The following is a 25,737-nucleotide window of genomic DNA, read 5'->3' as shown; positions in this document are numbered from 1 at the left end:
ACCCCCGCTTGCAAGGTCTTCCAGTACACCAAATCTGTCAGCGGTCGTGTATTTGCTGTGAATCGTCTCAGTGGCCTTCGCCGAGAGCCACCCATCCGGCCGAAGATCATCCGGTCGGAGCCATTCTCAGTCGTCTACCGGACGCTTCGCTGACACGACGGGGCGGGGTGCGACTACCGTGTGTCGCGACTTGAGCGGTGGGGTCCGGTGCGTCCGGTGAACCATGCCGGATGGAGGCGATTTCCCGCAATGCCCGGAATGTCGAGTATGGTCACCGTGACGCTGAAGACGTCATGGGTCGACTCCGCGGGAATCGGTCATCCGGAGGGCTCCACGGTCCGGGTTCCCGAGACGGTGCTCGACGAGTTGGTCTCCACCGGCGTCATCGTTACAGACGCGACTGAGACATGGGTCACGTGCGACTGATCTAGTCGCTCAACGTGACGAATCCAGGGGAAAGCTCACGTCATGCCGGCCCGGCGGCGGAGCGCCGGGATGTCGGTGACGACGATCTTGCGTCCCTCGGTGTGCAGCCAGCCCCGGGTCGCGAACGTGCCGAGCGCCTGGTTGACGCTCTGCCGCGAGCCGCCGGCCATCTCGGCCAGCTGGGTCTGGTTCAGATCGATCGTCACGACCGGTGACCGGTTGTCACCGACGAGGCGGATCAGCGTCTTCGCGACGCGGCCCGGGAGGTCCAGGAAGATGTGGTCGGACGTCTGATCGGTGAGCCGGCGGATGAGCCCGCCGAACGAACGCATCACCCCGTCGAGGATCGGCGGCTGGGTGCGCACGAGCTCGAGGAACGCGCCCCGGGAGAGCGCGAGGACGTGCGTCTCCTCCAACGCCTCCGCCGACGCCGAGCGGCTGCCGCCGTCGAGCAGCGCCAACTCGCCCAGCACGCCGGGCGGGCGCACCACGTAGAGCAGCGCGCGATCGCCGGTGGGGGCGGTGCGGAACACCGAGACGGCGCCGCGGCGGACCATGATCAGCGAGTCGCCGGGGTCCTTCTCCAGGAACAGGAGCTGCCCGCGCCGGTAGCTGCGCGGCACGGCCGCCGCGGCCACCCGGCTGCGCACGGCGGGCGCGAGGCCGGCGAAGAGATCGACACCGGCCAGCGGGTCGTCGGCCTGCGGAGTGCCCGGCGCGGTCATCGCGGCCCCTTCGTTCGGGTCGGTACGGTCACGGCCTGTACCGTGGCCGGGTTCGTCCCGGTCGTCGTTCCCCCGGCCTGCATCGTCCCGGTCGCCTCGTTCCGTGGTCGCGTCGTCATCTGGCGAACCATGATGCCGTGTCGTGTCGGATGTCTGACAGCGGGATCGGCGGAAAGGCGATATGTAGCCCGGTCGCCGGTTCGCGGAACGGGATTGTCGGAGGGCCCGACTAGGCTTTCCAGCGTGCCCGACCCGTCCACCTACCGCCCATCTCCGGGAACGATCCCGGAGTCACCTGGTGTCTACCGTTTCCGGGATTCTCGGGGCACGGTCATCTACGTCGGTAAAGCGAAAAACCTCCGCAACCGTCTGAACTCGTACTTCGCCGATCCAGCTGGCCTCCACCCGCGTACCTATCAGATGGTCACGTCCGCGGCCAACGTCGACTGGGTCGTCGTCACCACCGAGGTGGAGGCGCTGCAGCTGGAGTACTCCTGGATCAAGGAGTACGACCCGCGCTTCAACGTCCGCTACCGCGACGACAAGAGCTACCCGAGCCTGGCGGTCACGCTCTACGAGGAGTATCCCCAGCTCCGGGTGATGCGCGGCCCGAAGAAGAAGGGCGTGCGGTACTTCGGCCCGTACGCGCACGCGTGGGCGATCCGCGAAACCCTCGATCTGCTGCTCCGGGTCTTCCCGGCACGCACCTGCTCCACCGGTGTGTTCAAGCGCGCCGGGCAGATCGGGCGGCCCTGCCTGCTCGGCTACATCGACAAGTGCTCGGCGCCGTGCGTCGGCCGGGTGTCGGCCGAGGAGCACCGGGAGATCGTCGAGGACTTCTGCGACTTCATGGCCGGCAAGACCGATCAGATGCTGCGCCGGCTCGAGCGGGAGATGCAGCGCGCCAGCGACGAGCTCGAGTTCGAGCGGGCCGCCCGGCTGCGTGACGACATCGGGGCGCTGCGCCGGGCGATGGAGAAGCAGGCCGTCGTCTTCGGCGACGGCACCGACGCCGACGTGATCGCGTTCGCCGACGACGGCCTGGAAGCCGCCGTGCAGGTGTTCCACGTCCGCGGCGGGCGGGTCCGCGGCCAGCGCGGCTGGGTCATCGAGAAGGTCGAGGACCTCGGCGTCGGCGACCTGGTCGAACAGTTCTGCCTGCAGATCTACGGCGGCGACGACGCGAGTGAAGTGGTGCCGCGCGAGGTGCTGGTGCCCGAGCTGCCCACCGACGCCGGTGTGCTCGAAGAGCTGCTCTCGGAGCTGCGTGGCAGCCGCGTCGCGCTGCGGGTGCCGCAGCGGGGCGACAAGAAGACGCTCATGGAGACCGTCAAGCGCAACGCCGAGCAGGCGTTCAACCAGCACAAACTCAAGCGGGCGAGCGACCTCACGGCGCGGTCGAAGGCCCTGCAGGAGATCCAGGACGCGCTGCTGCTCGACGAGGCGCCGCTGCGGATCGAGTGTTACGACATCTCGCACGTGAGCGGCACCGACATCGTCGGCAGCATGGTGGTCTTCGAGGACGGGCTGGCCCGGAAGTCGGAGTACCGGCGGTTCGCGGTGCGCTCCGGGCCGGACGGGCCGCCCGACGACACGGCGTCGCTCGCCCAGGTGCTGCGCCGGCGCTTCAACCGGTACCTGGACGCCCACGCGGAGACCGGCGATCTGCCGGGGGAGGCCGACGGGGAGCCGGATGCCGGGTCCGAGGCCGGGTCCGAGGCCGGGGCGGAGGCCTCGGCCGATCGCGGCGTGCCCGTGGGCATCGATCCGGCGACCGGGCGTCCCCGGAAGTTCGCCTACCCACCCAACCTCGTCGTCGTCGACGGGGGCGCGCCCCAGGTGGCGGCGGCCGCGCGGGTGCTGGCCGAGCTCGGCATCGACGACGTGGCGCTCTGCGGGCTCGCGAAGCGCCTGGAGGAGGTCTGGCTGCCCGGCGACGACTTCCCGCTCGTCCTTCCGCGCACCAGCGAGGGGCTCTACCTGCTCCAGCGCGTGCGTGACGAGGCGCACCGGTTCGCGATCACCTATCACCGGCAGAAGCGCTCGAAGCGGATGACCGAGTCGGCGCTCGACGACGTCCCCGGCCTGGGCGAGGCCCGGCGCAAGGCGCTGCTGCGCCAGTTCGGGTCGCTGAAGCGGCTCCGGCAGGCGTCGGCCGACGAACTGGTCAGCGTGCCCGGGATCGGGCGCCGCACGGCCGAGGCGATCGTGGCCGCGCTCGCCGGTGACACCGCGGTTCCGGCGGCCCGATCAGCCCCGGAAGCGACCAAAGACACCGAAAAGTCTGGTGTGCGGGCTGCGGGGACTAGCGTCGACGCAGCAGAATCAGGAGTAACAACGCTGCGAGCGGGGAGACACGAGGACCGATGACGATCGGGGAACGGTCGCCGGGCGCCGACGATCTCGGGGACGTGGACGGCATCGCCGCCGCACGAGCGGAGATGGACCTCGTCGTGGTCACCGGCTTGTCCGGGGCCGGCCGCAGCACGGTGGCCCGTGCGCTGGAGAACGTCGGCTACTACGTCGTCGACAACCTGCCGCAGACGCTCATGGTCACGATGGCCGAGCTGGCGTTCGCCTCCGGAGGTGCGGGCCGGCGCACCGCGATGACGCTCGACGTCCGGAGCCGGGCGTTCTCCACGGATCTGCTGGGCGCGGTGGCCGATCTGCGCACCCGGGGTTTCCATCCCCGCGTGGTGTTCGTGGACGCGTCCGACGACGTTCTGATCCGGCGGTTCGAGAGCGTTCGCCGGGCGCACCCGCTGCAGGGGGAGGGCCGGCTCGCCGACGGAATCGCGGCCGAGCGGGTATTGCTCGCCAACGCGCGGGAAGTCGCCGATGTGATCATCGACACGAGCCTGCTCAACGGGAACCAGCTCCGTGGGCGCATCGAGGAGTTGTTCGTCACTCCCGAGCGCACCCTCCACGTCACGACGCTCTCGTTCGGCTTCAAGTACGGGCTGCCCGCCGACGCCGACCTGGTGGTCGACATGCGGTGGCTGCCCAACCCCCACTGGGTGCCCGAGCTGCGGCCGTTCAGCGGCAAGGACCAGGCCGTCAGCGACTACGTGATGGCGCAGCCGGGCGCGGTGGAGTTCCTCGACCAGTACGCGGCCGTGGTCGCGATGGCGACCGACGGCTACAAGCGCGAGGGCAAGCGTTACCTGACCATCGCCGTGGGATGCACGGGCGGTAAGCACCGCAGTGTCGCCAGCGCGCTCGCTCTGGCCGCGCGGCTGGAGGCCCGGGGCATCCCCACCACCGTGAGCCACCGGGACCTGGGCCGGGAGTGACGGCCGGCGCGGAGCACGGTACCGTCCGCCTCCGCTACGCGTTGCCGATGAAAGGCGCAGCGCGAGGCACTAACGCCGCGAATCGTGCCGTCACGGACGTGCGGCGGTGTACCGATGGCATTCGGCAGAGGGGCGGACGGGAAATGGGACGGCGAGAGGCGTGATCGGCTCGGACACCGAGCGGCCTCCCCGAGTAGTGGCGTTCGGCGGCGGCCACGGGCTGTTCGCCTCGCTCAAGGCGCTCTGTCTGCTCGGGATCGAACCGACGGCCGTGGTGACGGTCGCCGACGACGGTGGCTCCAGCGGCCGGCTGCGTCGCGAGTTCGGGGGCATTCCCCCTGGTGACCTGCGTCAGGCGCTGGTCGCGCTGGCCAACCCGGCCGACCCGGTGACCGCCGCGGTGTTCCAGCACCGCTTCCCCGGCAAAGGTGAGCTCGGCGGGCACGCGATCGGCAACTTGATCATTTCCGGGCTCACCGACATCCTCGGCGGCACCGTGGAGGCGCTCGAGCACGCGTACCGCGCGCTCGGCTGCCGGGGCCGGGTGCTGCCGATGGCCGCGGAACCGCTGGACATCGAGGCCGACGTCGCCGGTGCACTGGGCAACGTCGTCACCGTCCACGGTCAGCACGAGGTCGCCAGCACCAAGGGGCAGGTCCGGCGCGTCCGGGTCACCCCGGCGGACGCGCCGGCGTGCGCGGAAGCGGTCGAGGCCGTGAACATGGCCGACGCGCTGGTGCTGGGCCCCGGCTCCTGGTTCACCAGCGTGCTCCCGCACTTCCTGGTGCCCGAACTGGCCGACGCGATCGTCAGCTCGCCGGCCCGCCGGATCGTCGTGCTGAACCTCAGCACCGACGGTGAGACCAAGGGAATGCCGTTCGACGGGCACCTCCATGCGCTGGCCGAACACGCTCCGGCATTGAAAGTGGACGTCGTGCTGGCAGATCCACACATCGTCGGGGACCACACCGGCCTGTCGCGTGCGGCAGAATCTCTGGGGGGACGACTGGTTGTGGCGCCGGTAGCGGCGTCCGACGGAAGTCCGCGGCACGATCAGCAGGCTCTCGCCACCGCGCTCCGCGGAGTGTTGGGCACCGGCTGACACCGGTCGGCTGGGGCCGCCGTGCGTGCCGCAACGGGGGCAGAGCGAGACGACTGGAGCAGCGCGATGGCGATGACGGCCGCGGTCAAGGACGAGTTGAGCCGGGTCGTGGTCACGAAACCCTGTTGTCGCAAATCCGAGATGGCGGCGCTGCTCCGCTTCGCCGGCGGCCTGCACATCGTCGCCGGGCGCGTGGTGGTGGAGGCCGAGCTCGACACCGGCAACGCCGCCCGGCGTCTGCGTCAGAGCATCGCCGAGGTCTACGGCCACGGCAGCGAGGTGCACGTGCTCACCGCGGGCGGGTTGCGCAAGACCAGCCGTTACATCGTGCGGGTGGTGCGTGAGGGTGATTCGCTGGCCCGTCAGACCGGTCTGCTCGACGTCCGGGGCCGGCCGGTGCGTGGGTTGCCGCCGCAGGTCGTGTCCGCGGCGGCGTGCTGCTCGGAGGCGGCGTGGCGGGGTGCGTTCCTGGCGCACGGTTCGCTCACCGAGCCGGGCCGCTCGGCCGCGCTGGAGATCACCTGCCCCGGGCCGGAGGCCGCGCTGGCCCTGGTCGGGGCGGCCCGGCGCATCGGCGTCACCGCGAAGGCCCGCGAGGTGCGCGGCGTCGACCGCGTCGTCGTGCGTGACGGCGACGCGATCGGTGCATTGTTGACCCGCATCGGCGCCCACGCCAGCGTGCTGGCCTGGGAGGAGCGGCGGATGCGCCGGGAGGTGCGGGCCACCGCCAACCGCCTGGCCAACTTCGACGACGCCAACCTGCGCCGCTCGGCCCGGGCCGCGGTGGCCGCCGGCGCGCGCGTGGAACGGGCGATGGAGATCCTCGGCGGGGACGCGCCCGAGCACCTGCTCGCCGCGGGGCGGCTGCGGTTGGCTCACGGCCAGGCGTCGCTGGAGGAGTTGGGTTCGCTGGCCGATCCGCCGCTGACCAAGGACGCGGTAGCCGGCCGCATACGGCGTTTGCTGGCGCTGGCTGACAAGCGCGCTCACGACACGGGAATTCCGGACACGGAGGCCAGCGTGACCCCGGAGATGCTCGCCCCCTGACCCTGCTCGCTGCGGCTGCGGTGCTCGCGGTGCCACGGGGCGCGGCTGCGGTGCGACGGGGCGCGGCTGCGGTGCCCGCGGTGCGACGGGGCGCGGCTGCTGTGCCCGCTGTATCCCGGGGTGGCTGCGGTGCCCGCCGTATCCCGGGACGGCTGCGGTGCTCGCTGTATCCCGGGACGGCTGCGGTGCTCGCTGGGTCCCGGGGCGCGGCTGCGGTGCTCGCGGTGTTGCGGGTGCGGCTGGGGTGCCCGCTGGGTCGCGGGGCACCGCTGTGGTGCTCAGTATCGCGGGAGGCCGCTGTGGTGCTCGGTATCGCGGGGTGCCGTTGTGGTGCTCGTGGTGTCCCGGGACGGCTGCGGTGCTCGCTGGGTCCCGGGGCGCGGCTGCGGTGCTCGCGGTGTTGCGGGTGCGGCTGGGGTGCCCGCTGGGTCGCGGGGTGCCGCTGTGGTGCTCGTGGTGTCGTGGGGCGCGGCTGTGGTGCTCGGTGCTGCGTGTGCGGCTGCGGTGTTCATGGTGTCGCGAAGCCGCGGCGGCGGTCCTCGCTGTGTTTGCGGGTGCGGTGTGCGTGATGTCGCGGGGTGTGGTCGTGATGCTCCCGGTGGTGCGGGGCGGTGTGCGGTGCCCCTGGTGTCGCTGGGGTGCCGGCTTGCTGCGGGCGTCTGTGGCGGGGTGCGTGTTGCCGTGAAGCGCACGCTGTATTGCCGGTGTACCCATCACCCGGCGTGCGCCGCCCGGCTTAAGGTATGCCGGGTGCGCCGATTGCCCGAGGCTTGCGGCGTTGCTGGGTGTAACGGGGCGTCCGGGGCGTAACGCATTGCCCAGGCGGCGCCGTATCGCCCAGGGCACGTTGCGTCGGCCGGGTGTGCGGCGCGGTGCGGGTGTGCGGCGCGGTGCGGGTGTGCGGCGCGGTGCGGGTGTGCGGCGCGGTGCGGGTGTGCGGCGCGGTGCGGGTGTGCGGCGCGTGCGGCGCGGTGCGGGTGTGCGGTGCGGCGCGGGTGGGTCGTGCTACGAGTAGGCGGGCCACACAGGCGCGTGTGACTCGATATGAGGTATGCGCCGTACTGCTGTGTGTGCCTCGGGTCGTGGCCGTGCACTCATACCGGTCCCACTTCGGCGTGCGCTGTACCGCTGAGTTGCCCGCGCTGTGGCCCCCTCTTCGCGGGGTAAGCCGCGCAGCGGGAGTACCGCGGCAGTGGGGGCGTACCGCGCCGTGAAGGAGGCCGCATTGCCTCCCCGTGCCGCGGCCCATGAAGTGCTCTGGGCCGCGGGATGACTGGGCGGTGCCGGGCTCCGCTGGAAGCCGCACCTAGCCCTGGCCTCGGGATGATTGGGCTGTGCCGGGCTCCGCTGGAAGCCACACCTAGCCCTGGCCGCTGGTGCTGCCCGTGGGCGCCGGCGCTGGTGCTCACCACTGGGTGCCGGCGATGCGGCTGCTGCTGGTGTCGGTGGTGGGGCTGCCGCTGGGCGTCGGTGGTGGGACTGCTGCCGGGGTGTCGGTGGTGGGGCTGCCGCTGGGTGTCGGTGGTGGGCTGGGCGCTGGGCGGAGATGGCTGGATGGGGTGGCTGACATTGTGCGGTCTGCGCCGGGCGAGGGCTCGGCGGAATTGCTGCCAATGACCGCTGGCCGCAAACTGCTGGCCGCAAACCGCTGCGCCATCGGGCGGACCTGCTGGGCGGAATCTGCTGCTGGCTGCAGGCCGCATCGGGTGACCACCAACCGTCGAGCGCAGTAGCTGGGCGGAATAACTGTCGCCGGGCGGTCGGCATCGGGCGAGGCCGGCATCGGGCAAGGTCGGCATCGGGTGATGGGCCACAAGCAGTAGCCATCAGGCGGCGACATCAGGCAGGACATCAGGTGGTGCTATCTAGCCGTGACACCAGGTGGTGGCATCAGGTGGTGGGCGTCAGGGGTGGCTGGGTGGCCCGTGGGCGTGCGGTCAGAGAGCGGGACGGCGGCCGGAGCGGCGGTACAGGGCGACCATCCCGCCGATGAACGCGGCGTTCGCCACCGCCGCTACGGCGCAGATGCCGTAGAACACAACCGGCCCGAGTGCCGAGTCAGGGGTCACCGCCAAAAGCGGCAACGAGAACGGCATTGTCGCGAAGATCAGCCAGACGCCGGCCAGGTTGGCGTCCGGCTGGTCCCACGTGGCGAGGCTGAACGTGACCACGGCCGCGACGGCGGCGACGGCGATCAGGTAGGCGCGGGAGAACCAGTTTCCGAAGGCGAGCTGAAGGATTCGCATGCGTTTACTTTCGCCGGTGCGCAACCGCGTCGCGTGAGTGCTTGTACCTAGAAGCCGTGGGGTATTCGTTCCAGCACCCCGCCGGCGAACACGTCGTACAGCGGCAGGGTCTCCAGGTGCACGTAACCGATGTGGCAGTCGCACGTCGCCACCGGGCAGGCCCGGGGCCGCAATGCCTGCCGGTAGGAGCCGTCGTACAGGTTGCCCAGCGGCTCGTCCACGAAATGGCAGCGCCGGACGCTGCCGTCGCCGCGCACCGACAGCACGGTGTCGCCGGTGCGGCACGGCCGCCCGGCCGAGAGGTGCGGCCGCGCGCTGTAGGAGAACAGCGGGTCGATCGCCGCCCAGCCCCGTTCCTCGGCCGGGGTGTACACGTGCCCTTCGGCCGCGTTGACCCAGAGGTAGACGCCCTCGGGGAGGGCCTCCCGCAACCAGCGCGCGTCATCGTGGTGCGCGGGCAGCCCCACGATGCCGACCGAGAACCGCACGCCCCACGAGTGCAGCGTCGCGCAGCGGGCCAGGAACCGTCCCCGGCTGATCTGGGAGGGGTGGTAGGTGGCCCAGAGCGCGAGCCGGTCGAGGTTCGCGTCGGCCATCCACGCGAACCGGGCCGACAGGTTGGTCTGGATCGCCACCCGGCCCACGTGCGGCAGGTGGGACAGCTCGGCCAGCGCCCGCCGGTACCAGGAGCGGGTCAGCCCTTCGCCCCACGGCGTGAACAGCACCGAGATCCGGTCGTCGTCGGGGTTGCGGGTGACCCAGTCGGTGAAGCGTTCGAGCGCCTCCCGGTCGGCCGTCAGCGTCGCCGGGCTGTCGCGCCGCTTGGCGAACGGGCAGTACGCGCAGTCGTAGTTGCAGCTCGCGAGCGGGCCGCGGTACAGGATCGAGAGGTCCATCAGCGCGTCACGTGCTCACGCATGGCGCTGCGCACCGCGTCGGAGACGAGCCACGGCCCGATCGCGTCGGCGCGCTCCATTCCGGCGGGGGTGAGCGCCACCGCCGAGGCCCCGCGCACGAGCCACTCCCGTTCGGCCAGCCGGTCGAGCTCGGGGAAGTCGGCGTCGAGTGGGGTGCCGAACCGCGCCTCGTAGGCGGCCGGATCGAGGCCGTCGGAGCGCAGCAGCGACTTCACCAGCCAGCGGCGTCGCTGCTCGGCGTCGTCGAGGTGGTACCCGACCTCGGCGTGGTCGAAGTCGGACGCCGGGCGGCGGACGTAGTCGTCGATGATCGCGCGCACCTCACCGATGCCGACCGCGTAGTCGAACGAGTAGTGCAGGTCGGTGGTGTACGAGCGGGCGCCGCAGCCGAGCCCGACCATGCCGTCGTCCTGGCAGCGGTAGTCGCCGCTGTCGTCGGGGGTGGGTGCCCGCCGGAAGTGCCGCAGTGAGAGCTGGCGGTAACCGGCGGCGGTCAGGTGGTCGCGGCCCTGCCGGTACAGCGCGAGCCGGTGGGCGTCCCAGGCCGGGTCGCTCCCGTCGGCGTTCCGCCGCCCCAGGCCGGTGAGCGGCCGGACGTAGAGCGGGTAGAGGAACACCTCCTCCGGGGCCCACCGCAGCGCCGTGGTCAGCGAGTACTCCCAGCTCTGCGCGGTCTGCCCGGCGATGCCGTAGATCAGGTCGACGTTGAGCTCCGGGATGCCGGCGGCGCGGATCGTGTCGAGTGCGCGGTCGACCTCGGCGCGTTTCTGCGGCCGCCCGGCCGCGTGGGCCTCGTCGTCGAGGAAGCTCTGCACACCGATGCTCACCCGCGTGGTGCCGCGCTCGGCGAGCACCGCCAGCCGCTCCGGCGTCGCGGTGGCCGGTGACGTCTCGACCGACGTCGGTACCGCGCCGCGGCCGAAGGCGTCGAGGACGTCGAACAGCTCGGTCAGCTCGGGCGCGGTCAGGTAGGTGGGGGTGCCCCCGCCGACCGCGGTGCGCGCGACCGACACCGGGCCCAGCGCGTCCGCGACCCGCCGGGCCTGGACGCGTAGCTGAGCGAGGTACGCGCGGACCTGCTCGGCCGGCGGGTTGGCGCGCGTGAAGAGGTTGCAGAACCCGCAGCGCATCTCGCAGAACGGCAGGTGGGCGTAGAGGAACAGCGCGTCGGTGGGTTCGGCCGCCCAGACCTCGCGCAGCGCCGGGCGGGGACGTAACGGCCGGTAGGCGGTCTTGTGCGGGTAGGCGTAGAGGTAGCCCTGGTACGGCGAGCCGTCGAGCGTCACGGGAGGACCACCTCCGCGTACGGCACGGTCCAGACCACCTCGTGGGCGATGCGGTGCCCGACGTGGCCGTCCTCGCCGTAGGCCGTGCCGTGGTCGGAGGTCAGGATCGCGGCGCAGGGACGCCCGCGCCCGGTGACCGCGGCGACGAGCCGGGGCAGGTGCGCGTCGACGTACTCCAGCGCGGCCGCGTGGGTCTCCCGGGAGTCGTGTTCGGCGCCGGCCCGGTAGTGCCGGTTGGGCTGGTGCAGCGCGGCAACGTTGACGAAGAGGAACAGCGGGCGGGCGCGGTCGAGCCCGGCGACCACCGTTTCGATCCGGTCGAGCTGGGCCTCGAAACACCCCGGGTTCGTGACGCCGAACGCGGGTTCCCAGTGCGACTCGGCGAACAGGCCCGGCAGCACCCGGCCGAGCGCGGAGACCGGGTTGAAGAAGCCGACACCACCGACGCAGACCGTGTGGTAGCCGGCGCCGGCGAGCGCGGTGACCACGTCGGGCTCCTCGAAGACCCAGGTGTCGTCGCTGGTGGACTCGCTGCCGGGGAACGCGGCGGCGAACCGGCGGGGATGCGGGCCGGGAGTGGTGGGGGTGGGCAGGAAACCGGCGAAGAACGCCTGGTGGGCGGCGTAGGTGAAGCTCGCCGGGGTGTGGCGACGCTCCCACCGGCCGCCGGGGAGCAGCCGCGCCAGGTTGGGGGTGCGACCGGCCGCGGCCAGCTCGGCCGCGACGTCGTGACGCAACGTGTCGAGCGTGACGAAGAGCAGGTCGTGGCTGCCGATGAGTCGTCTCATACCCGTGCTCCCACCGCGTCGAGCTGCGCCTCGTAGGTGTTGCGGCCGTGCGCGTCCAGGACGCCGGGCAGCAGATCGCCGAACGCGTTGACCTCGGCGACCGCGTGGCTCCGCCGGTCGACACCGACCATCAGGTCGACGCCGACGTGCGGGCTGCCCGGGAAGCACGCGGCGGCCTCGACGCAGGTGGCCAACGCGGACCCGTACGCGTCGGCGCCGATCAGCGCGCGGACGGCGTCGACGTCGCCGCGGGCGTTGCCCAGGTGCAGGTTGGTCATCGGGGTGCGGCTGGTGCGCACCACGACGTGGCCGGGCACCCCGCCGACGACGAGTACCCGCAGGTCGAACACCCGGCCGCCGAGGCTCGCCTTCGGGAACCAGCGTTCGACGTGCAGCCCGTCGGGGGCCAGCCGGTCGACGATCGCCGCGACCTCGTGCTCGGAGGTGTACCGGCGCACCCGCAGCGAGTTGAAGAGCGCTCGGTCGGTCAGCTCCACCGACGTGACCGCGTGGGCCCGGCCCTCGGCGGCGTGCAGCGCGACCACACCGGACGCGGACGAGCCGTGCGCCGGCTTGACGAACACCCGCGCCCAGCCCGCGGCACGCATCGCCGCACGCAGCTCGTCGTACCCACCGACCGCGGCCGGCAGGGCCGCCGGGACGGGAACACCGCGGGACGCCAGGTGGGCGTGGGCCACGCGCTTGTCGAACATGACCGCGATCTCGTCCACGTCGTGCAGCAGCCGCGCGCCGGACGCCTCCGCCGCGGTGGCCACCCGCCCCAGCCCGGCCCGGAGCCCCCGGTACCAGGCCGCGCCGCCGACGATCTCGCCGAACTCCGCCGGCCGGTCGGCCCTCCGCAGCAGCCGGTCCACCTCGGCGTCCTCGCCCGGCGAATCGATCCGCACCAGCGCACCCGCCGGGACGGCCACCGGGCCGCCGGCGACCGCGCGCCACGGCAGCACCTCGACGCCGTGCCCGGCCGCACGCGCCGCCGCGGCGAACATCGTGGCCCGCCGGCTACCCGGGTTCCCGACCAGCGCGATCATTCGCCGACCGCGACGTATCGTTCGTCCTCGGGTTCGCCCGCCTGCGACTCGCTCGCGTCGATCCGCACGTCGGGCAGCGCACCACCCAGCCGCTCCAGACCCTCCTCGCTGACCGAGTGCCAGTGCAGATCCAGCGAGGTGAGGTGGGTGAGCGACTGACCGTCGAGCAGCTGGCCGACCCCCTCGTCGCTCAGCAGCCCGAGCGAGAGGTCGAGCGACGTCAGCCGGGGGACGATCGGCGCGCCGGCGAGCGCGGCGGCCAGCAGGTCGGCGAACTCGCAGTTGCGCAGCCCCAGGTGCCGCAGCGCGGGCAGCCGCTCACCGACGAGGATCGGTGCGACGTCCTCGAGCGTGGTGTCGCAGCCGTACTCCTCCTCCCCGAACCACAGCTCGAGGTGCTCGAGCGCGGGGAGGTCGCTCGCGGCGACCGCACGGGTGACCCCGGCGGGCAGGCCACCGGTCTCGAACGCCAGCTCACGCAACGCGGCGTGCGCGATCGGCTCCATGACCAGGCCCGAGGAGCCCCGGACCCGGAAGACCTCCAGCTTCGGGAACGCGGCGAAGAGCGGCGTGATGTCACCGTGCTGGATCCAGGAGATCTCGCACTCGTCGGGCGAGATGTCGGCGAGGAACAGCGCCCGCAGGTCGGGCAACCGGTCGGCCAGCTCGAGGATCTCCGCGACCGGAGCGGCCTCGAACGCACCGCCCCAGTTGCCGATCACCAGCGCTTGCACCGACACCTGCTCGACCAGGCGCGAGAACTGATCGAGAAGCGGCTCGGTGCCCTCGTGGAAGGCCGGGGGAATCTTCCAGGCCGCCTGCTCGATGCCGGCGCGGAGGCCGTCCTCCACGGCGACGACCGGGAGTCCGTAGAAGCGGGTCAGTTCCTCGTCGCTCGGGATGGTCACCGGAAACTCCTAAGTGGATGGCGGGCCGAATTGCGGCGGAGGGTAACAAGCGCCCCCGACATTTCCGTGAACCCCACTAGCAACTCTGTTCACTCGCCGACCGCTACGTACCGGTAGCGCTCACCGAGCTGCGAATCCCCGGTGTCGAGCACGACGCCGGGCAGCGCGGCCGCCAACGCGCCGAGCGCCTCCTCGCTGACCACGTGGTGGTGCAGATCGAGCCGCTCCAGACCGCTCAGGTCCTGACCGGCCAGCAGCGCACGCACCCCGGCATCGCCGAGCAGCCCCAGCGACAGGTCGAGCGTGGCCAGCCGCGGTACGACGGGCGCGTGAGCGAGCGCGGCCGCGACCTCGTCGGCGATCTCGGCGTTGCGCAGCCCCAGGTGACGCAGCGCGGGAAGGCGCTCACCGGACAGGATCCCGGCGAGGTCCTCGGCGGTCGCGTCGCCCCCGTAGTCCGGGGTGCCCAGCCACAGCTCCAGGTGCCGCAGCGCCGGGAAGTCGCTCGCCCCGACGTCACGCACCACCTCGCGCGGCAGCCCGCCCGACTCGAACGTCAGCTCGCGCAGCGTCTCGTGCCGCACCGGGCCCAGCCGCAACGCCTCGCTGCCCCGGATGCGCAGCACCTCGAGCGCGCCGAACACCTCGAACAGCGGCGCGACGTCGCCCAGGCGGATCCAGGAGATCTCGCACTCCTCGAACGTCATCTCGGCGAGGAACAGCGCACGCAGCCCCGGCATCCGCGGTGCCGCCGCGACCAGCTCGCCGATCGGCGCCGGGTTCTCGTAGCAGTCGCCCCAGTCGCCGACGACCAGCGCCTCGACCGTCGTGTAGTCGGCCAACTCCTCGAGCCGGAGGGCGAACTCGCCGCGCGCCGCCTCGAGACCCGGGGAGATCCGCCACGCCGCCGGCCCCTCGACCGGCTCCCCGTCGAGCGGCCACGCCCGTACCGGCAGCCCCGCGAACGTGCTCAGGTTCTCGTTGATCGTCACGGTCGGGACGCTAGCAACGCCGACCGACATTCCGTTCCGGCTGTCCACCGGCCCGATCTGTCGTCGAGAACTGTCGAATGCCCTTAACCCACGGCGGGAGCGATTGGGATTGTGTGATGCAGGGCGCAACGTTGTCTCTGGACGTTGGGCCGGTTCTGGCGGACGGTGTTCAGGAGCGAGGGAGACTTTCGATGAACGTGGCAGTGGTGGTCGGCAACCCCAAGCCCCGGTCGCGCACCCTCGACGCGGCGACGCGGGTGGCCCGTGAGCTCACCGGTCAGGAGCCGGCCACGGTCGTCGACGTCATCACGCTCGGCGCCGGCCTGCTCGGGTGGGGCGACGCCGACGTCGCCGCGGCGGTGGAGAAAGTGCGTTCGGCCGACGTCGCGGTGTTCGCCAGCCCCACGTTCAAAGCGAGCTACACCGGCGTCCTCAAGCTCTTCCTCGACCAGTTCGCCACCGCCGAGGGCCTGGCCGGCGTGGTGGCCGTGCCGGTGATGCTCGGCGCCGGGCCCGGCCACGCGATGGCGCCCGACCTGTTGCTCAAGCCCGTGCTCGTGGAGTTGGGAGCGTCCTGCCCGACGCCCGGCCTCTACCTGATCGACTCCACCTACACCGACAGTTCGGCGATCGCCGACTACGCGAAGCGCTGGTCGGGCGCGGTGGCCGGAACCGCGTCCGGGCTGCGATGAGGGCCGTCACGGGCGCGGCGCCCCGGGAACTGCGCGACGTCTACGGGGCGTTCCCCAGCGGCGTCGTCGGGCTCTGCGCGCTCGTCGACGGCGTACCGGTCGGCATGGCCGCCAGCAGCTTCGTCGCGGTGTCGCTCGAGCCGCCGCTGGTGGCGGTGTGCGTCCAGAAGACGTCGACGACCTGGCCGCGGCTGCGTGAGCGGCCGCGCCTCGGGGTGAGCGTGCTGGGGGAGTCGCACGACCTGGCGGCCAAGCGGCTGGCCGCGAAGACCGGTGACCGGTTCGAGGGCCTGACGATCGGCACCACCGACGGCGGGGCCGTGCTCATCGAGGGCGCGAGCGCGTGGCTGGAGTGCACGATCGACCGTGAGGTGCCTGCCGGTGACCACGACATCGTCCTGCTGCGCATCGAGACGTTCGAGTACGAACCCACCGTCGCGCCGCTGGTGTTCCACTCGAGCGGGTTCCGGCGCCTCTCCGCCTGAAAAGCCCGTTGTCCGTCAAGGAACACAGTCACCTACTGTTGCGGCGTGGTCGTGGACTCCTTTCGGCTCGGCATCGACTTCGGGACGTCCAGCACCGTCGCGGCGCTGGTCGGCCCGGACGGCCGGGTGCGTCCGCTCCTGTTCGACTCCTCGCCCCTGCTCTCGTCCGCGGTGTTCGTCGGCCCCGACGGGACGCCGCTGACCGGCGTCGACGCCGAGCGGGCCGGCCTGTCGTACGCGTCCGGCCTCGAGCCCAACCCCAAGCGCCGGATCGACGACGGGACGCTCTGGCTGGGGGAGCGTGAGGTCGGCGTCGTCGACCTGATCGGCGTCGTGCTCCGCCGGGTCGCGGAGGAGGCCTACCGGGTGACGGGGCGGTCACCGGCCGGGGTCGTGGTCACCCACCCGGCGGCCTGGCGGCAGGCCCGGCTGGGCTTGCTGGCGGCCGCGGCGGCGGCGGCCGGGCTCGGTGACGTGCGGTTCGTGCCCGAGCCGGTGGCGGCGGCGGCGTACTTCGTCCGGGTGCTCGGGCACGCGCTCCCGGCCGACCGGTGCCTCGTCGTCTACGACTTCGGTGCCGGGACGTTCGACGTCAGCGTCGTGCGCCCGGCCGGGCCGGGGTTCGAGGTCGTCGCGTCCGCGGGGTTGCCCGACGTCGGCGGGCTCGACCTGGACGCCGCGGTGGTCGCGCACGCCCGCGCGCTGACCGGGGGAGCGGCCGACGCCTGGTCGCGTCTCGACTGGCCGCAGACACCGGCCGACCAGCAGGCCCGGCACGCGCTCTGGCGCAGCGCCAAGGCCGCCAAGGAGCAGTTGTCGCGCCACCCGGCGGCCGATCTGCACGTGCCGCTCGTCGGCGCCGACGTCCGGGTGACGCGTGAGGAGTTCGAGAAGCTCGCGACCCCGCTGCTCGATCGCACGTCGGCGTTGACGCTGAGCGTGCTCCGCGAGGCCGGGGTCGCGCCGGAGCAGGTGGCCGGGGTGTTCCTGGTCGGGGGCTCGTCCCGGATCCCGCTGGCGGCCACGCTGCTGCACCGGACGCTACGCATCGCGCCGACCGCGCTCGACTACCCCGAACTCGTCGTCGCCGAAGGCAGCCTCCACGCACTCAACCCCCCGCCGTTCACGGCCGCCCCCGCGCCACCGGGCACCCAAGCGCCACCGCACCCCGGCGCCCCCGCAGCGCCGGTCCGCCGCTCTTCCCGAGCGTCCCGAGCGAGAAAACTGCTCGCCGCCGGAGCCGCCGTCGTCGTCGTCCTGGCGATCGTCGCGACGGTCGTCGTGCTCAAGTCGTTGGCCGACCCCGGCCCGATCACCGGCGCCACCAAGGGCCCCACCCTCACCGGCCACACCGACGACGTCACCGCGGTCGCGCTCGGCGGCCCGGACGGATCGCTGGTCGCCAGCGCCAGCGACGACGACACGATCAGGTTCTGGGGCGTCGAGACCGGCAAGAAGGACGGCCCCGACCTGACCGGCTTCTCGATCGCGCCGGACGAGATCGACTTCGACCCCGACGGCCGTCGCCTGCTGACGCTGTCGGGCTCCACCGTGCAGCTCTGGGACACCGAGAAGCGTCGCAACGCGTTCGACACGATCGACGAACTCGACACCGAGACCGGCCTGCCGAGCCCGGGCTCGATCGCCGACGTCGCGTTCGTCGACGGCGGCAAGCGGGTCCAGGCCGCGTTCTCCTACGGCTCGGTGCTCACCTGGAACACCTCCGACGGCAAGCGGGTCGGCACCTACCCGACCGTCGCCGGCCCGGACAAGCTGTTCTCCGACGTCGCGCTCAGCCCGGACGGCAAGCGGCTCGCCACCGTCGCGAGCAAGGACGGCCTGCGCGTCTACGACGTCGAGAAGAAGTCGCTGGTCGGCGGGGAGCTGAAGACCACGGACGGCTACTCCTCGTTCGATCACCTGACGTTCTCGCCCGACGGCACGCGCCTGGCCGTGACGAACTCCTACGACGTGGTCGTCTTCGACGTCGGCAGCGGCAAGGTCGTCGACACGTTCGAGGGCCACACCGGCTCGATCAACACGCTGGCGTTCAGCCCCGACGGCACGGTCCTCGCGTCGGCCGGCAACGACAACCGGATCCTGCTCTGGGACCTCGTCGCCCACCGCGAACTCACCACCGCGCTGACCGGGCACCAGAAGAAGACCGGCGATTCCACCAACTCGATCACCGGTCTGGCGTTCAGCGCCGACGGCAACCACCTGGCCAGCTCGAGCACCGACAAGACGGTCATCCTCTGGCGAATGACCCGGGACTGACTCCGCCGAACGAGTCCCGGAACGCGAGATCGACGCTGAATCGATTCGGCGGGACCGGTACGATGTGACCCGCGGCTCATCGATAGGCTCGACGTCGAGAATGACGTCTCGTCGCCGGTCGGGGGCCCACGGATCGCGGCCGTCGGAGGGGACGAATGAGCCGCACTAATTCATCGGCGAGGGAGTACGCGTGACCATCCGGGTAGGCATCAACGGGTTCGGACGTATCGGGCGCAACTTCTTCCGTGCCGCCCTTACGTCGGGCGCCGACATCCAGGTCGTCGGGGTCAACGACCTCACCGACAACGCCACGCTCGCGCACCTGCTCAAGTACGACAGCATCCTGGGCCGGCTGCCCGCCGAGGTGAAGGCCTCCGCGGACGAGATCACGGTCGGTGGCCAGACGATCAAGGCCCTCGAGGAGCGCGACCCGGCCAAGCTGCCGTGGGGCGACCTCGGCGCGGACGTCGTCATCGAGTCGACCGGCTTCTTCACCGACGCCACCAAGGCGAAGGCGCACATCGACGGCGGCGCGAAGAAGGTCATCATCTCGGCGCCGGCCAAGAACGAGGACGTCACGGTCGTCATGGGTGTGAACCACACCGACTACGACCCCGCGTCGCACCACATCATCTCGAACGCGTCCTGCACCACGAACTGCCTCGGCCCGCTGGCCAAGGTGCTCAACGACGAGTTCGGCATCGTCAAGGGCCTGATGACCACCGTGCACGCCTACACGCAGGACCAGAACCTGCAGGACGGCCCGCACAAGGACCTGCGCCGCGCTCGCGCCGCCGCGCTGAACGTGGTTCCCACCAGCACCGGTGCGGCCAAGGCCATCGGCCTGGTGCTGCCCGAGCTCAAGGGCAAGCTCGACGGCTACGCGCTGCGGGTGCCGATCCCCACCGGTTCGGCCACCGACCTCACGGTCGAGCTGGGCCGCGACGCCACGGTCGAGGAGATCAACGCCGCGTACCAGGCCGCCGCGAACGGCCCGCTGAAGGGCTACCTGTCCTACAACAGCGACCCGATCGTGTCGTCGGACATCGTCACCGACCCGGCGTCCTGCATCTACGACGCGCCGCTCACCAAGGTGATCGGCAACCAGGCCAAGGTCGTCGGCTGGTACGACAACGAGTGGGGCTACTCCAACCGTCTCGTCGACCTGGTCAACTACGTCGGCAAGACGCTCTGACGTGAAGAGCCTCGACGACCTGCTCGCCGAGGGGGTTGCGGGTCGGCGCGTCCTGGTACGCGCCGACCTCAACGTCCCGCTCGACGGGCAGCGGATCACCGACGACGGCCGCATCCGCGCGGTGCTGCCGACGATCACCGCGCTCCGCGACGCCGGCGCGAAGGTGGTCGTGTTCTCCCACCTCGGCCGCCCCAAGGGCGCACCCGACCCGAAGTACTCGCTGGAGCCCGTCGCCCAGCGTCTCGAGGAGCTGCTCGGCGCCCCGGTGACGTTCGCTACCGACACCGTCGGCCCGCAGGCCCAGGAAGCCGTCGCCGGCCTCGGCGACGGTGGGGTCGTGCTGCTGGAGAACCTCCGGTTCAACGCCGGGGAGACCAGCAAGGACGACGCCGAGCGGCGTGCGTTCGCGTCGGAGCTGAGCAACTTCGCCGGCCAGGACGGCGCCTACGTGGACGACGCGTTCGGCGCCGTGCACCGCAAGCACGCCAGCGTCTACGACCTGGCCGAGCTGCGGCCGGCCTACGCCGGTGGCCTGGTGCGGCGCGAGCTCGAGGTGCTGCGCACGCTCACCGGTCAGCCGGAGCGCCCGTACGTGGTCGTGCTCGGCGGCAGCAAGGTCTCCGACAAGCTCGGGGTCATCGACGCGCTGCTGCCCAAGGTCGACACGCTGCTCATCGGCGGCGGCATGTGCTTCACGTTCCTGGCCGCCCAGGGCCACGGCGTGGGCGACTCGCTGCTCGAGCAGGAGATGATCGACACCTGCAAGCGGCTGCTCTCCGAGGGCGGCGACAAGATCGTGCTGCCCACCGACGTCGTGCTCGCCGACGACTTCAGCGCCGACGCCAACACCAAGGTCGTTCCGGCCGACGCGCTCGAGGACGGTTGGAAGGGCCTGGACATCGGCCCGGAGTCGGTGGAGCTGTTCGCGGGCAAGCTGGCCGGCGCGAAGACCGTGTTCTGGAACGGCCCGATGGGCGTGTTCGAGCTCGCTCCGTTCGCGGACGGCACTCGCGGGGTGGCCGAGGCCGTCGCTTCGGTGGACGGCCTCACGATCGTCGGGGGTGGCGACTCGGCCGCCGCGGTCCGCCAGCTCGGCATCGACGAAGCCCGGTTCGGCCACATCTCCACCGGTGGCGGCGCCTCGCTGGAGTTCCTCGAAGGCAAGGAACTGCCCGGCGTCGCTGCACTCGAAAGGGCCTGACATGGCGAAGAAGGTCACCTTCGACCGGCGCCCGCTGATCGCGGGCAACTGGAAGATGAACCTGAACCACCTCGAGGCGATCTCGCTCACCCAGAAGGTGGCGATCAGCCTCACCGAGGAGCAGCTCGACCTCGTCGAGGTCGCGGTGATCCCGCCGTTCACCGATCTGCGCAGCGTCCAGACGCTCGTCGACGGCGACAAGCTGCTGCTCGTCTACGGTGCGCAGGACCTGTCGCCGTTCGACAGCGGGGCCTACACCGGCGACATCTCCGGTGCGATGCTGGCGAAGCTCGGCTGCACGTACGTGGTCATCGGCCACTCCGAGCGGCGCGAGTACCACAACGAGGACGACGCGCTGGTCAACGCGAAGGTCAAGGCCGCGTTCAAGCACGGGCTCACGCCGATCCTGTGCGTCGGCGAGGGCCTCTCCGTGCGCGAGGAGTCCCAGCACGTCTCGCACTGCACGTCGCAGCTCGACGCGGCGCTGGCGAAGATCCCGGCCGAGCAGGTCAAGGACATCGTCGTCGCGTACGAGCCGGTGTGGGCGATCGGCACCGGCAAGGTGGCCAGCCCGGAGGACGCGCAGGAGGTCTGCGCGGCGATCCGGGCGCGCCTGGCCGAGAAGTACTCGCCGGAGATCGCCGACGGGATCCGGATCCTCTACGGCGGCTCGGTGAAGGCCAAGAGCGTCGCCGGCATCATGGCGCAGCCCGATGTGGACGGCGCGCTGGTGGGCGGCGCGAGCATCGACGCGGACGAGTTCGCGACGATCGCCCGCTTCCCCGAGCACGCGACCGCGAGCTGAGCACGACACCCTCCGGCGGTTCGTCCCTGGTCATCGTGGTGGCCGGGGGCGAGCCGCCGGTCGCGTCCGTGGTGGCGGGCCTGCCGCGCGGCGCGTTCGTGGTGGCGGCCGATTCGGGTGTGGACGGCGCGCACGCGATCGGGCTGCGTGTCGATCTCGCGATCGGTGACTTCGACTCCGCGTCCGCCGACGCCGCCGACCGGGTCGAAGCCGCCGGTGGACGGGTCGAACGGTATCCGGCGGCGAAGGACGCGACCGACCTGGAGCTGGCGCTCGACGCGGCGCTGGCCCGGAAACCGTCCGGGATCGTCGTGCTCGGGGGTGCCGGGGGCCGGTTCGACCACTGGCTCGCGGTGGCGTTCCTGCTGGCGTCGCCGCTCTACGCCGGGGTGGCGATCCAGGCCCGCTGGGCCGAGGCGACGGTGACCGTGGTGCGGTCCTCGGAAGTCACCCTGAGCGGGCACCCGGGCGACATCCTCACGCTGCTCCCGGTGCACGGGCCCGCGCGAGGCGTGCGTGCCGAGGGCGTCGAATGGCCCCTCCACGACGAGGATCTGGCACCGGGCACGACTCGCGGTGTCTCCAACGTCCTCACGCGCACCACCGCCCGGGTGAGTGCGCGTGAGGGGGTCCTGCTAGCCGTTCAGCCGGTCTCGCCGCGCACCGAGTAGGCGCTCAGACGGTCGATCGCCAGCGTGGTCGCGGCCACCGCCAGTACCGCCGTGGCGAGCACCGCGTAGAGCGCCGACAGGTTCGCCGTCACCAGATCGGTGGACGCGACCCGGTCGCCCACCGCGACCGCGAACTGGCGGATGCTCAGCCACCGCACCCCGGACAGGATGCTGACCAGCGTCCCCTCCCAGATCACCAGGTAACCCAGGGCGATCAGCACCGGCCGCCGGCTCACGACGCTCAGGGCCACGAACAACGTGCTGTACGCGACCGTGCCGACGAACGCACCGACCGCCAGCCCGACGCCGAGCCGGGGCGAGTCCACGATCACGCCGGCGACGAACATCGGCACCGCGGTGGCCAGCGTGGTGATGCCGATCGCGACGGCCAGCTTCGTCAGCACGATCGTGCCGCGCGGGACCGGCGTGGTCAGGATCGTGACCGCACTGCCGTCCTCCAGCTCCGAGCCGAGCACACCGGTGCCGACGATCATCGCGATCAGCGGCAGCACGACCGCGAACCCGACCTGGGTCAGCACCGGGTCGGCCCACCGATCGGGCGAGACCCCCGATGCCCGCCCGATCAGCGTCGCCACGATCAGCAGCAGCGGCAGCGGCAGCAGCAGGAAGAAGCGACGCCGGCCGAGCAGCCCGCGAGTGGTGATCCGAGCGATCACTCCGGCGACAGCCATCACTGGCCTCCTTCGATGAGGTACGAGAAGACGCTCTCCAGCGACTCGTCGGCCGGAAGCACCTGGTAGAGCCGCACTCCGGCGGCGCGGGCCGTCGACGGCAGCGCGCGGGTGAACGCGCCGTAGTCGCGGGCCCGCACCAGCAGCCCCGGCGGCTCCAGTTCGATGCCGGAAACACAGTCCAGGCCCAGCAACGCGACGCCCAGCGCGCGGTCGTCGCTGGAGGCGAGCCGGAACTCGTGCGGACGCTGTGTCATCAACCGTCGGATCGCGCGGTGATCGCCGGACGCGGCGAGACGGCCGGCCACCATCACCTGGATCTGCTGGGAGACCTGCTCGACCTCCTCCAGGATGTGCGAGCTGAACAGCACCGTCCGGCCGTCCGAACCCATCTGGTGCAGCAGCTCCATGAGCTCCAGGCGCTGCCGGGGGTCCATGCCGTTGAACGGTTCGTCGAGCAGCAGGACGGCCGGGTCGTGCACCAGCGCGGCCGCCACCCGGGCGCGCTGGCGCATGCCCTTGGAGTAGGTCGCGATCCGCCGGTCGGCCGCGCTGCCCAGCCCCACCATCGCGATCGCCCGGTCCGCGGCGGCCCGCGGGTGCGGCAGCTTGTGTAGCTTCGCGGTGGCCTCGACCAGCTCCCGGGCGGACAGGAAGCCGTACGTGTCCTCGCGGTCGACGACCAGCCCGAGCGACGCGTAGATCCCCGGGTTGCGCCAGACCGGGGCGCCGCCCAGCTGGATCGAACCCCGGGACGGCTGCAGGAGACCGGCCATCAGGTGCAGCAGCGTCGTCTTTCCGGCTCCGTTCGGGCCGAGCAGGCCGGTGACGCCGGTACCGATCGACATCGAGATGTCGTTGACCGCGACGACGTTGCCGAACCAGCGCGACACTCCGTCGATCTCGAGCACGGTCTGCGCCGGAGCCTCGGATCGCGTGACGGTATCCGCAGTCATGCCGGAACCTTTCGGTATCGGGCCACCAGCAGCGCGGTGCAGGCGGCGATGACGACGACGGCGTACACCAGCAGCAGGGGCCCGTGGACGACCTGGTCGTCGCTGTACGGGACCTTGCCGTCCGCGTAGAGCCAGACGCTGAGGTAACTCAGTGCGGTCGGCGGGCTGACCATCGAGACCAGCTCGGTCGTTCCCTCGCTGCCGCCCAGCTCCTGGGCGAGGCCGACCGCCGGAAGCGCGATGAGGAACACCGCGACGACCGCCGCGGCGGCGATCGCCCGGCGTCGGATCAGGGCCGCCACCAGCAGGGAGATCGTCGTCAGGACGAGCGCGTGGGTGGCGGCGTGGGCGAGGCCCTGCGCCGTGTCCACCGCGGCGTCACCGACGCCGCTCGCGCCGTCCTTGGTGGAGAGCGCCCCGCCCGCGAACATGATCAGCAGCGGACCGGCCAGCACCAGGAAGATCGCGGTGACCGCGCCGCCCAACCGGGCCAGCGCGTAGTCCGAGCGCCGCAGCGGCCGGGCCAGGTACAGCCCCAGCACCCGGGTCTGCTGGTCCCGGGAGGTCAGCTCGGGCGCGACCGCGGCCAGCAGCAGGATGACCAGCGTCGCCATGTTGTCGACGAACTGGGGACCGTCCATCACGGCCTCGCCGGTCTGCGCCTTGATCGCGGTCATGACCACCGCGACGGCGGCGATGATGCCGATGATCGTCCAGCTGAAGATCTTCGCCTTCACCCCGCGGCCGAGACCGAACGCGGTGCGCACGGTGTGGGCGTAGAGCGTGCGGAACGCGTACCCGCGGCCGAGCCGCGGCCCGGTGTACCGCCGGTACCCGAGATCATGGATGACGCCGGTGGTCACGAGGCCCTCGCAAAGAGTTCGGCGACGCGGTGGCGCCGCTGGTCCAACCGGTGCAGTGCCAGATGGAGGTCCGCGACGGCGTCCAGGATCTGGTCGTAGGTACGCGGGTCGACGAGCGGCACGACGACGGTACGCCCGTCGTGGGTGGCCTCGACCTCACGCGAACGCAGCAGCTCGGCGAGCGCGGCGGCCCCTCCGGCCCTACGCCCCCCGCCCGCCCGCCCGGAATCGGAAGAAGATTCTTCGACCTCGACGACCAGCTCGTCCTGCCCGGCGGTCATCGCGTCGACGCGGTCGGCGCGGAGCAGCTTGCCGCCGTCGAGCGCCACCAGGTAGTCGCAGATCCGCTCGATCTCACCGAGCAGGTGCGAGCAGATCACCACCGTGATGCCGAACTCGGCCCCGATCCGGCGGACCAGGTCGAGCATCGCGTCCCGGCCGGCCGGGTCGAGGCCGTTCGTCGGCTCGTCGAGCAGCAGCAGGTCGGGGTCGTGCACCAGCGCCTGCGCGAGTTTCACCCGCTGCTTCATGCCGGTGGAGTAGCCGCCGATCTGCCGGTAGCGCTCCTCGTAGAGGCCGACGTGCCGGAGCGTCTCGGAGGCCCGCTCCCGCGCGGTCGCTTTCGGCAGCCCGCTCATCCGGCCGAAGTGCGTGACCAGCTCGGCCGCGGAGATGTCCGGCGGCAGGCAGTCGTACTCGGGCATGTAGCCGACCCGGGCGCGCACGAGCTCGCCGTCGACGGTGGGGTCGAGCCCCAGGACCTCGATGGTGCCGCTGGAGGGCGGCAGCAGCCCGAGGACGATCTTCAGGAACGTCGACTTCCCGGCGCCGTTCGCACCGACGAGGCCGACCACACCGCCGGTCGTCTCCGTACCGGAGACCACTGCGGAGTCGATCGTGACGGACAGGTCATCAAGCGCCCGTACGCCACCGTCGTACTGTTTCGCCAGGGATCGAGTCGTTATGACGGTCACGGCGGGTAACTGTAGGGAGTCCTACACCGGCGGCACATCGGGAATACCCCTGAGCCGCGTCCCTGGGAATCTCCGCCGGAGGAACGACAAGCCCGTTGCCCGCGGGGGTGTCGCGCGGGCAACGGGCGGCAACCGAGCGACAGATCC

Annotated in this window: 24 protein-coding genes; 12 read left to right on the top strand and 12 right to left on the bottom strand. The window is 71.6% G+C overall.

What is annotated here, in order from left to right:
• Window positions 1–461: 461 nt before the first annotated feature.
• Entirely contained in the window at window positions 462–1,151 is a 690-nt protein-coding gene (locus ABD437_RS15925; protein ID WP_035850016.1) for a Crp/Fnr family transcriptional regulator, read from the bottom strand.
• Window positions 1,152–1,394: 243 nt separating this feature from the next.
• On the opposite strand from ABD437_RS15925, the gene uvrC reads away from it, so the two are divergent.
• The 5 genes from uvrC to ABD437_RS15900 all read left to right on the top strand — a co-directional run bounded on the left by uvrC (window position 1,395) and on the right by ABD437_RS15900 (window position 8,326).
• Window positions 1,395–3,521 (top strand): excinuclease ABC subunit UvrC, encoded by a 2,127-nt coding sequence (gene uvrC / locus ABD437_RS15920; protein WP_344649618.1) that lies wholly within the window; start codon window positions 1,395–1,397, stop codon window positions 3,519–3,521.
• Window positions 3,518–4,444 (top strand): RNase adapter RapZ, encoded by a 927-nt coding sequence (rapZ, locus tag ABD437_RS15915; RefSeq protein WP_425558159.1) that lies wholly within the window; start codon window positions 3,518–3,520, stop codon window positions 4,442–4,444. Before uvrC ends, rapZ begins: the two co-directional genes overlap by 4 nt.
• A gap of 160 nt (window positions 4,445–4,604) precedes the next feature.
• Window positions 4,605–5,546 carry a gluconeogenesis factor YvcK family protein gene (locus ABD437_RS15910; RefSeq protein WP_344649617.1) on the top strand — a complete coding sequence of 314 codons (942 nt, stop codon included), beginning with the start codon at window positions 4,605–4,607 and terminating at the stop codon, window positions 5,544–5,546.
• A gap of 66 nt (window positions 5,547–5,612) precedes the next feature.
• On the top strand, window positions 5,613–6,593 hold the full coding sequence (gene whiA / locus ABD437_RS15905; protein WP_344649616.1) for a DNA-binding protein WhiA: 981 nt from the start codon (window positions 5,613–5,615) through the stop codon (window positions 6,591–6,593).
• Between the two features lie 1,424 nt (window positions 6,594–8,017).
• Entirely contained in the window at window positions 8,018–8,326 is a 309-nt protein-coding gene (locus tag ABD437_RS15900; protein WP_344649615.1) for a hypothetical protein, read from the top strand.
• Between the two features lie 204 nt (window positions 8,327–8,530).
• Here the strand turns inward: ABD437_RS15900 and ABD437_RS15895 are convergent, their stop codons facing one another.
• The 7 genes from ABD437_RS15895 to ABD437_RS15865 form a co-directional block, all read right to left on the bottom strand.
• Entirely contained in the window at window positions 8,531–8,839 is a 309-nt protein-coding gene (locus ABD437_RS15895; RefSeq protein WP_344649614.1) for an SCO4225 family membrane protein, read from the bottom strand.
• Between the two features lie 47 nt (window positions 8,840–8,886).
• Window positions 8,887–9,735, bottom strand: a complete 849-nt coding sequence (locus ABD437_RS15890; RefSeq protein ID WP_344649613.1) for an STM4011 family radical SAM protein — start codon at window positions 9,733–9,735, stop codon at window positions 8,887–8,889.
• Entirely contained in the window at window positions 9,735–11,042 is a 1,308-nt protein-coding gene (locus ABD437_RS15885; RefSeq protein ID WP_344649612.1) for an STM4012 family radical SAM protein, read from the bottom strand. The genes ABD437_RS15890 and ABD437_RS15885 overlap by 1 nt, the downstream gene beginning before the upstream one ends.
• Window positions 11,039–11,830, bottom strand: coding sequence for an STM4013/SEN3800 family hydrolase (locus tag ABD437_RS15880; RefSeq protein WP_344649611.1), 792 nt, complete (start codon window positions 11,828–11,830; stop codon window positions 11,039–11,041). The genes ABD437_RS15885 and ABD437_RS15880 overlap by 4 nt, the downstream gene beginning before the upstream one ends.
• Window positions 11,827–12,879 (bottom strand): STM4014 family protein, encoded by a 1,053-nt coding sequence (locus tag ABD437_RS15875; RefSeq protein ID WP_344649610.1) that lies wholly within the window; start codon window positions 12,877–12,879, stop codon window positions 11,827–11,829. Before ABD437_RS15875 ends, ABD437_RS15880 begins: the two co-directional genes overlap by 4 nt.
• On the bottom strand, window positions 12,876–13,787 hold the full coding sequence (locus ABD437_RS15870) for an STM4015 family protein (protein ID WP_344649609.1): 912 nt from the start codon (window positions 13,785–13,787) through the stop codon (window positions 12,876–12,878). The genes ABD437_RS15875 and ABD437_RS15870 overlap by 4 nt, the downstream gene beginning before the upstream one ends.
• Before the next feature lie 89 nt (window positions 13,788–13,876).
• Window positions 13,877–14,779 (bottom strand): STM4015 family protein, encoded by a 903-nt coding sequence (locus ABD437_RS15865; protein ID WP_344649608.1) that lies wholly within the window; start codon window positions 14,777–14,779, stop codon window positions 13,877–13,879.
• A 191-nt stretch (window positions 14,780–14,970) separates the two neighbouring features.
• Between ABD437_RS15865 and ABD437_RS15860 the strand changes: the two genes are divergently transcribed.
• The 7 genes from ABD437_RS15860 (at window position 14,971) to ABD437_RS15830 (ending at window position 22,105) form a co-directional block, all read left to right on the top strand.
• Window positions 14,971–15,471, top strand: a complete 501-nt coding sequence (locus ABD437_RS15860) for an NADPH-dependent FMN reductase (RefSeq protein WP_344649607.1) — start codon at window positions 14,971–14,973, stop codon at window positions 15,469–15,471.
• Window positions 15,468–15,956, top strand: coding sequence for a flavin reductase family protein (locus ABD437_RS15855; protein ID WP_344649606.1), 489 nt, complete (start codon window positions 15,468–15,470; stop codon window positions 15,954–15,956). The genes ABD437_RS15860 and ABD437_RS15855 overlap by 4 nt, the downstream gene beginning before the upstream one ends.
• A gap of 45 nt (window positions 15,957–16,001) precedes the next feature.
• The gene (locus ABD437_RS15850) at window positions 16,002–18,233 is read left to right on the top strand and encodes an Hsp70 family protein (protein WP_344649605.1); all 2,232 of its coding nucleotides are present in this window, start codon (window positions 16,002–16,004) and stop codon (window positions 18,231–18,233) included.
• Window positions 18,234–18,423: 190 nt separating this feature from the next.
• Window positions 18,424–19,428 (top strand): type I glyceraldehyde-3-phosphate dehydrogenase, encoded by a 1,005-nt coding sequence (gene gap, locus ABD437_RS15845; RefSeq protein WP_344649604.1) that lies wholly within the window; start codon window positions 18,424–18,426, stop codon window positions 19,426–19,428.
• Between the two features lies 1 nt (window position 19,429).
• Window positions 19,430–20,629 (top strand): phosphoglycerate kinase, encoded by a 1,200-nt coding sequence (locus tag ABD437_RS15840; RefSeq protein ID WP_344649603.1) that lies wholly within the window; start codon window positions 19,430–19,432, stop codon window positions 20,627–20,629.
• A gap of 1 nt (window position 20,630) precedes the next feature.
• Window positions 20,631–21,434: a triose-phosphate isomerase gene (tpiA, locus tag ABD437_RS15835; RefSeq protein ID WP_344649602.1), complete on the top strand. Its 804-nt coding sequence runs from the start codon at window positions 20,631–20,633 to the stop codon at window positions 21,432–21,434.
• 35 nt (window positions 21,435–21,469) lie between these two features.
• Complete coding sequence (locus tag ABD437_RS15830; protein WP_344649601.1) at window positions 21,470–22,105, top strand: thiamine diphosphokinase; 636 nt, start codon at window positions 21,470–21,472, stop codon at window positions 22,103–22,105.
• On the opposite strand, the gene ABD437_RS15825 is transcribed toward ABD437_RS15830, so the two are convergent.
• Genes ABD437_RS15825 through ABD437_RS15810 form a run of 4 tightly spaced genes read right to left on the bottom strand, consistent with a single transcriptional unit; the run spans window position 22,078 to window position 25,590 of the window.
• The gene (locus tag ABD437_RS15825) at window positions 22,078–22,797 is read right to left on the bottom strand and encodes an ABC transporter permease (RefSeq protein ID WP_344649600.1); all 720 of its coding nucleotides are present in this window, start codon (window positions 22,795–22,797) and stop codon (window positions 22,078–22,080) included. The genes ABD437_RS15830 and ABD437_RS15825 overlap by 28 nt on opposite strands.
• Complete coding sequence (locus ABD437_RS15820; protein ID WP_344649599.1) at window positions 22,797–23,753, bottom strand: ABC transporter ATP-binding protein; 957 nt, start codon at window positions 23,751–23,753, stop codon at window positions 22,797–22,799. Before ABD437_RS15820 ends, ABD437_RS15825 begins: the two co-directional genes overlap by 1 nt.
• Window positions 23,750–24,616 (bottom strand): ABC transporter permease subunit, encoded by an 867-nt coding sequence (locus ABD437_RS15815; RefSeq protein WP_344649598.1) that lies wholly within the window; start codon window positions 24,614–24,616, stop codon window positions 23,750–23,752. The genes ABD437_RS15820 and ABD437_RS15815 overlap by 4 nt, the downstream gene beginning before the upstream one ends.
• Window positions 24,613–25,590, bottom strand: coding sequence for an ABC transporter ATP-binding protein (locus tag ABD437_RS15810; RefSeq protein WP_344649597.1), 978 nt, complete (start codon window positions 25,588–25,590; stop codon window positions 24,613–24,615). Before ABD437_RS15810 ends, ABD437_RS15815 begins: the two co-directional genes overlap by 4 nt.
• Between the last annotated feature and the right edge of the window lie 147 nt (window positions 25,591–25,737).

Origin of the sequence: Cryptosporangium japonicum, assembly GCF_039524755.1 — a bacterium.
Lineage (GTDB): Bacteria > Actinomycetota > Actinomycetes > Mycobacteriales > Cryptosporangiaceae > Cryptosporangium > Cryptosporangium japonicum.
Note: the sequence above shows the minus strand (reverse complement) of the source record. Positions and strands in the feature narration are given on the sequence as shown.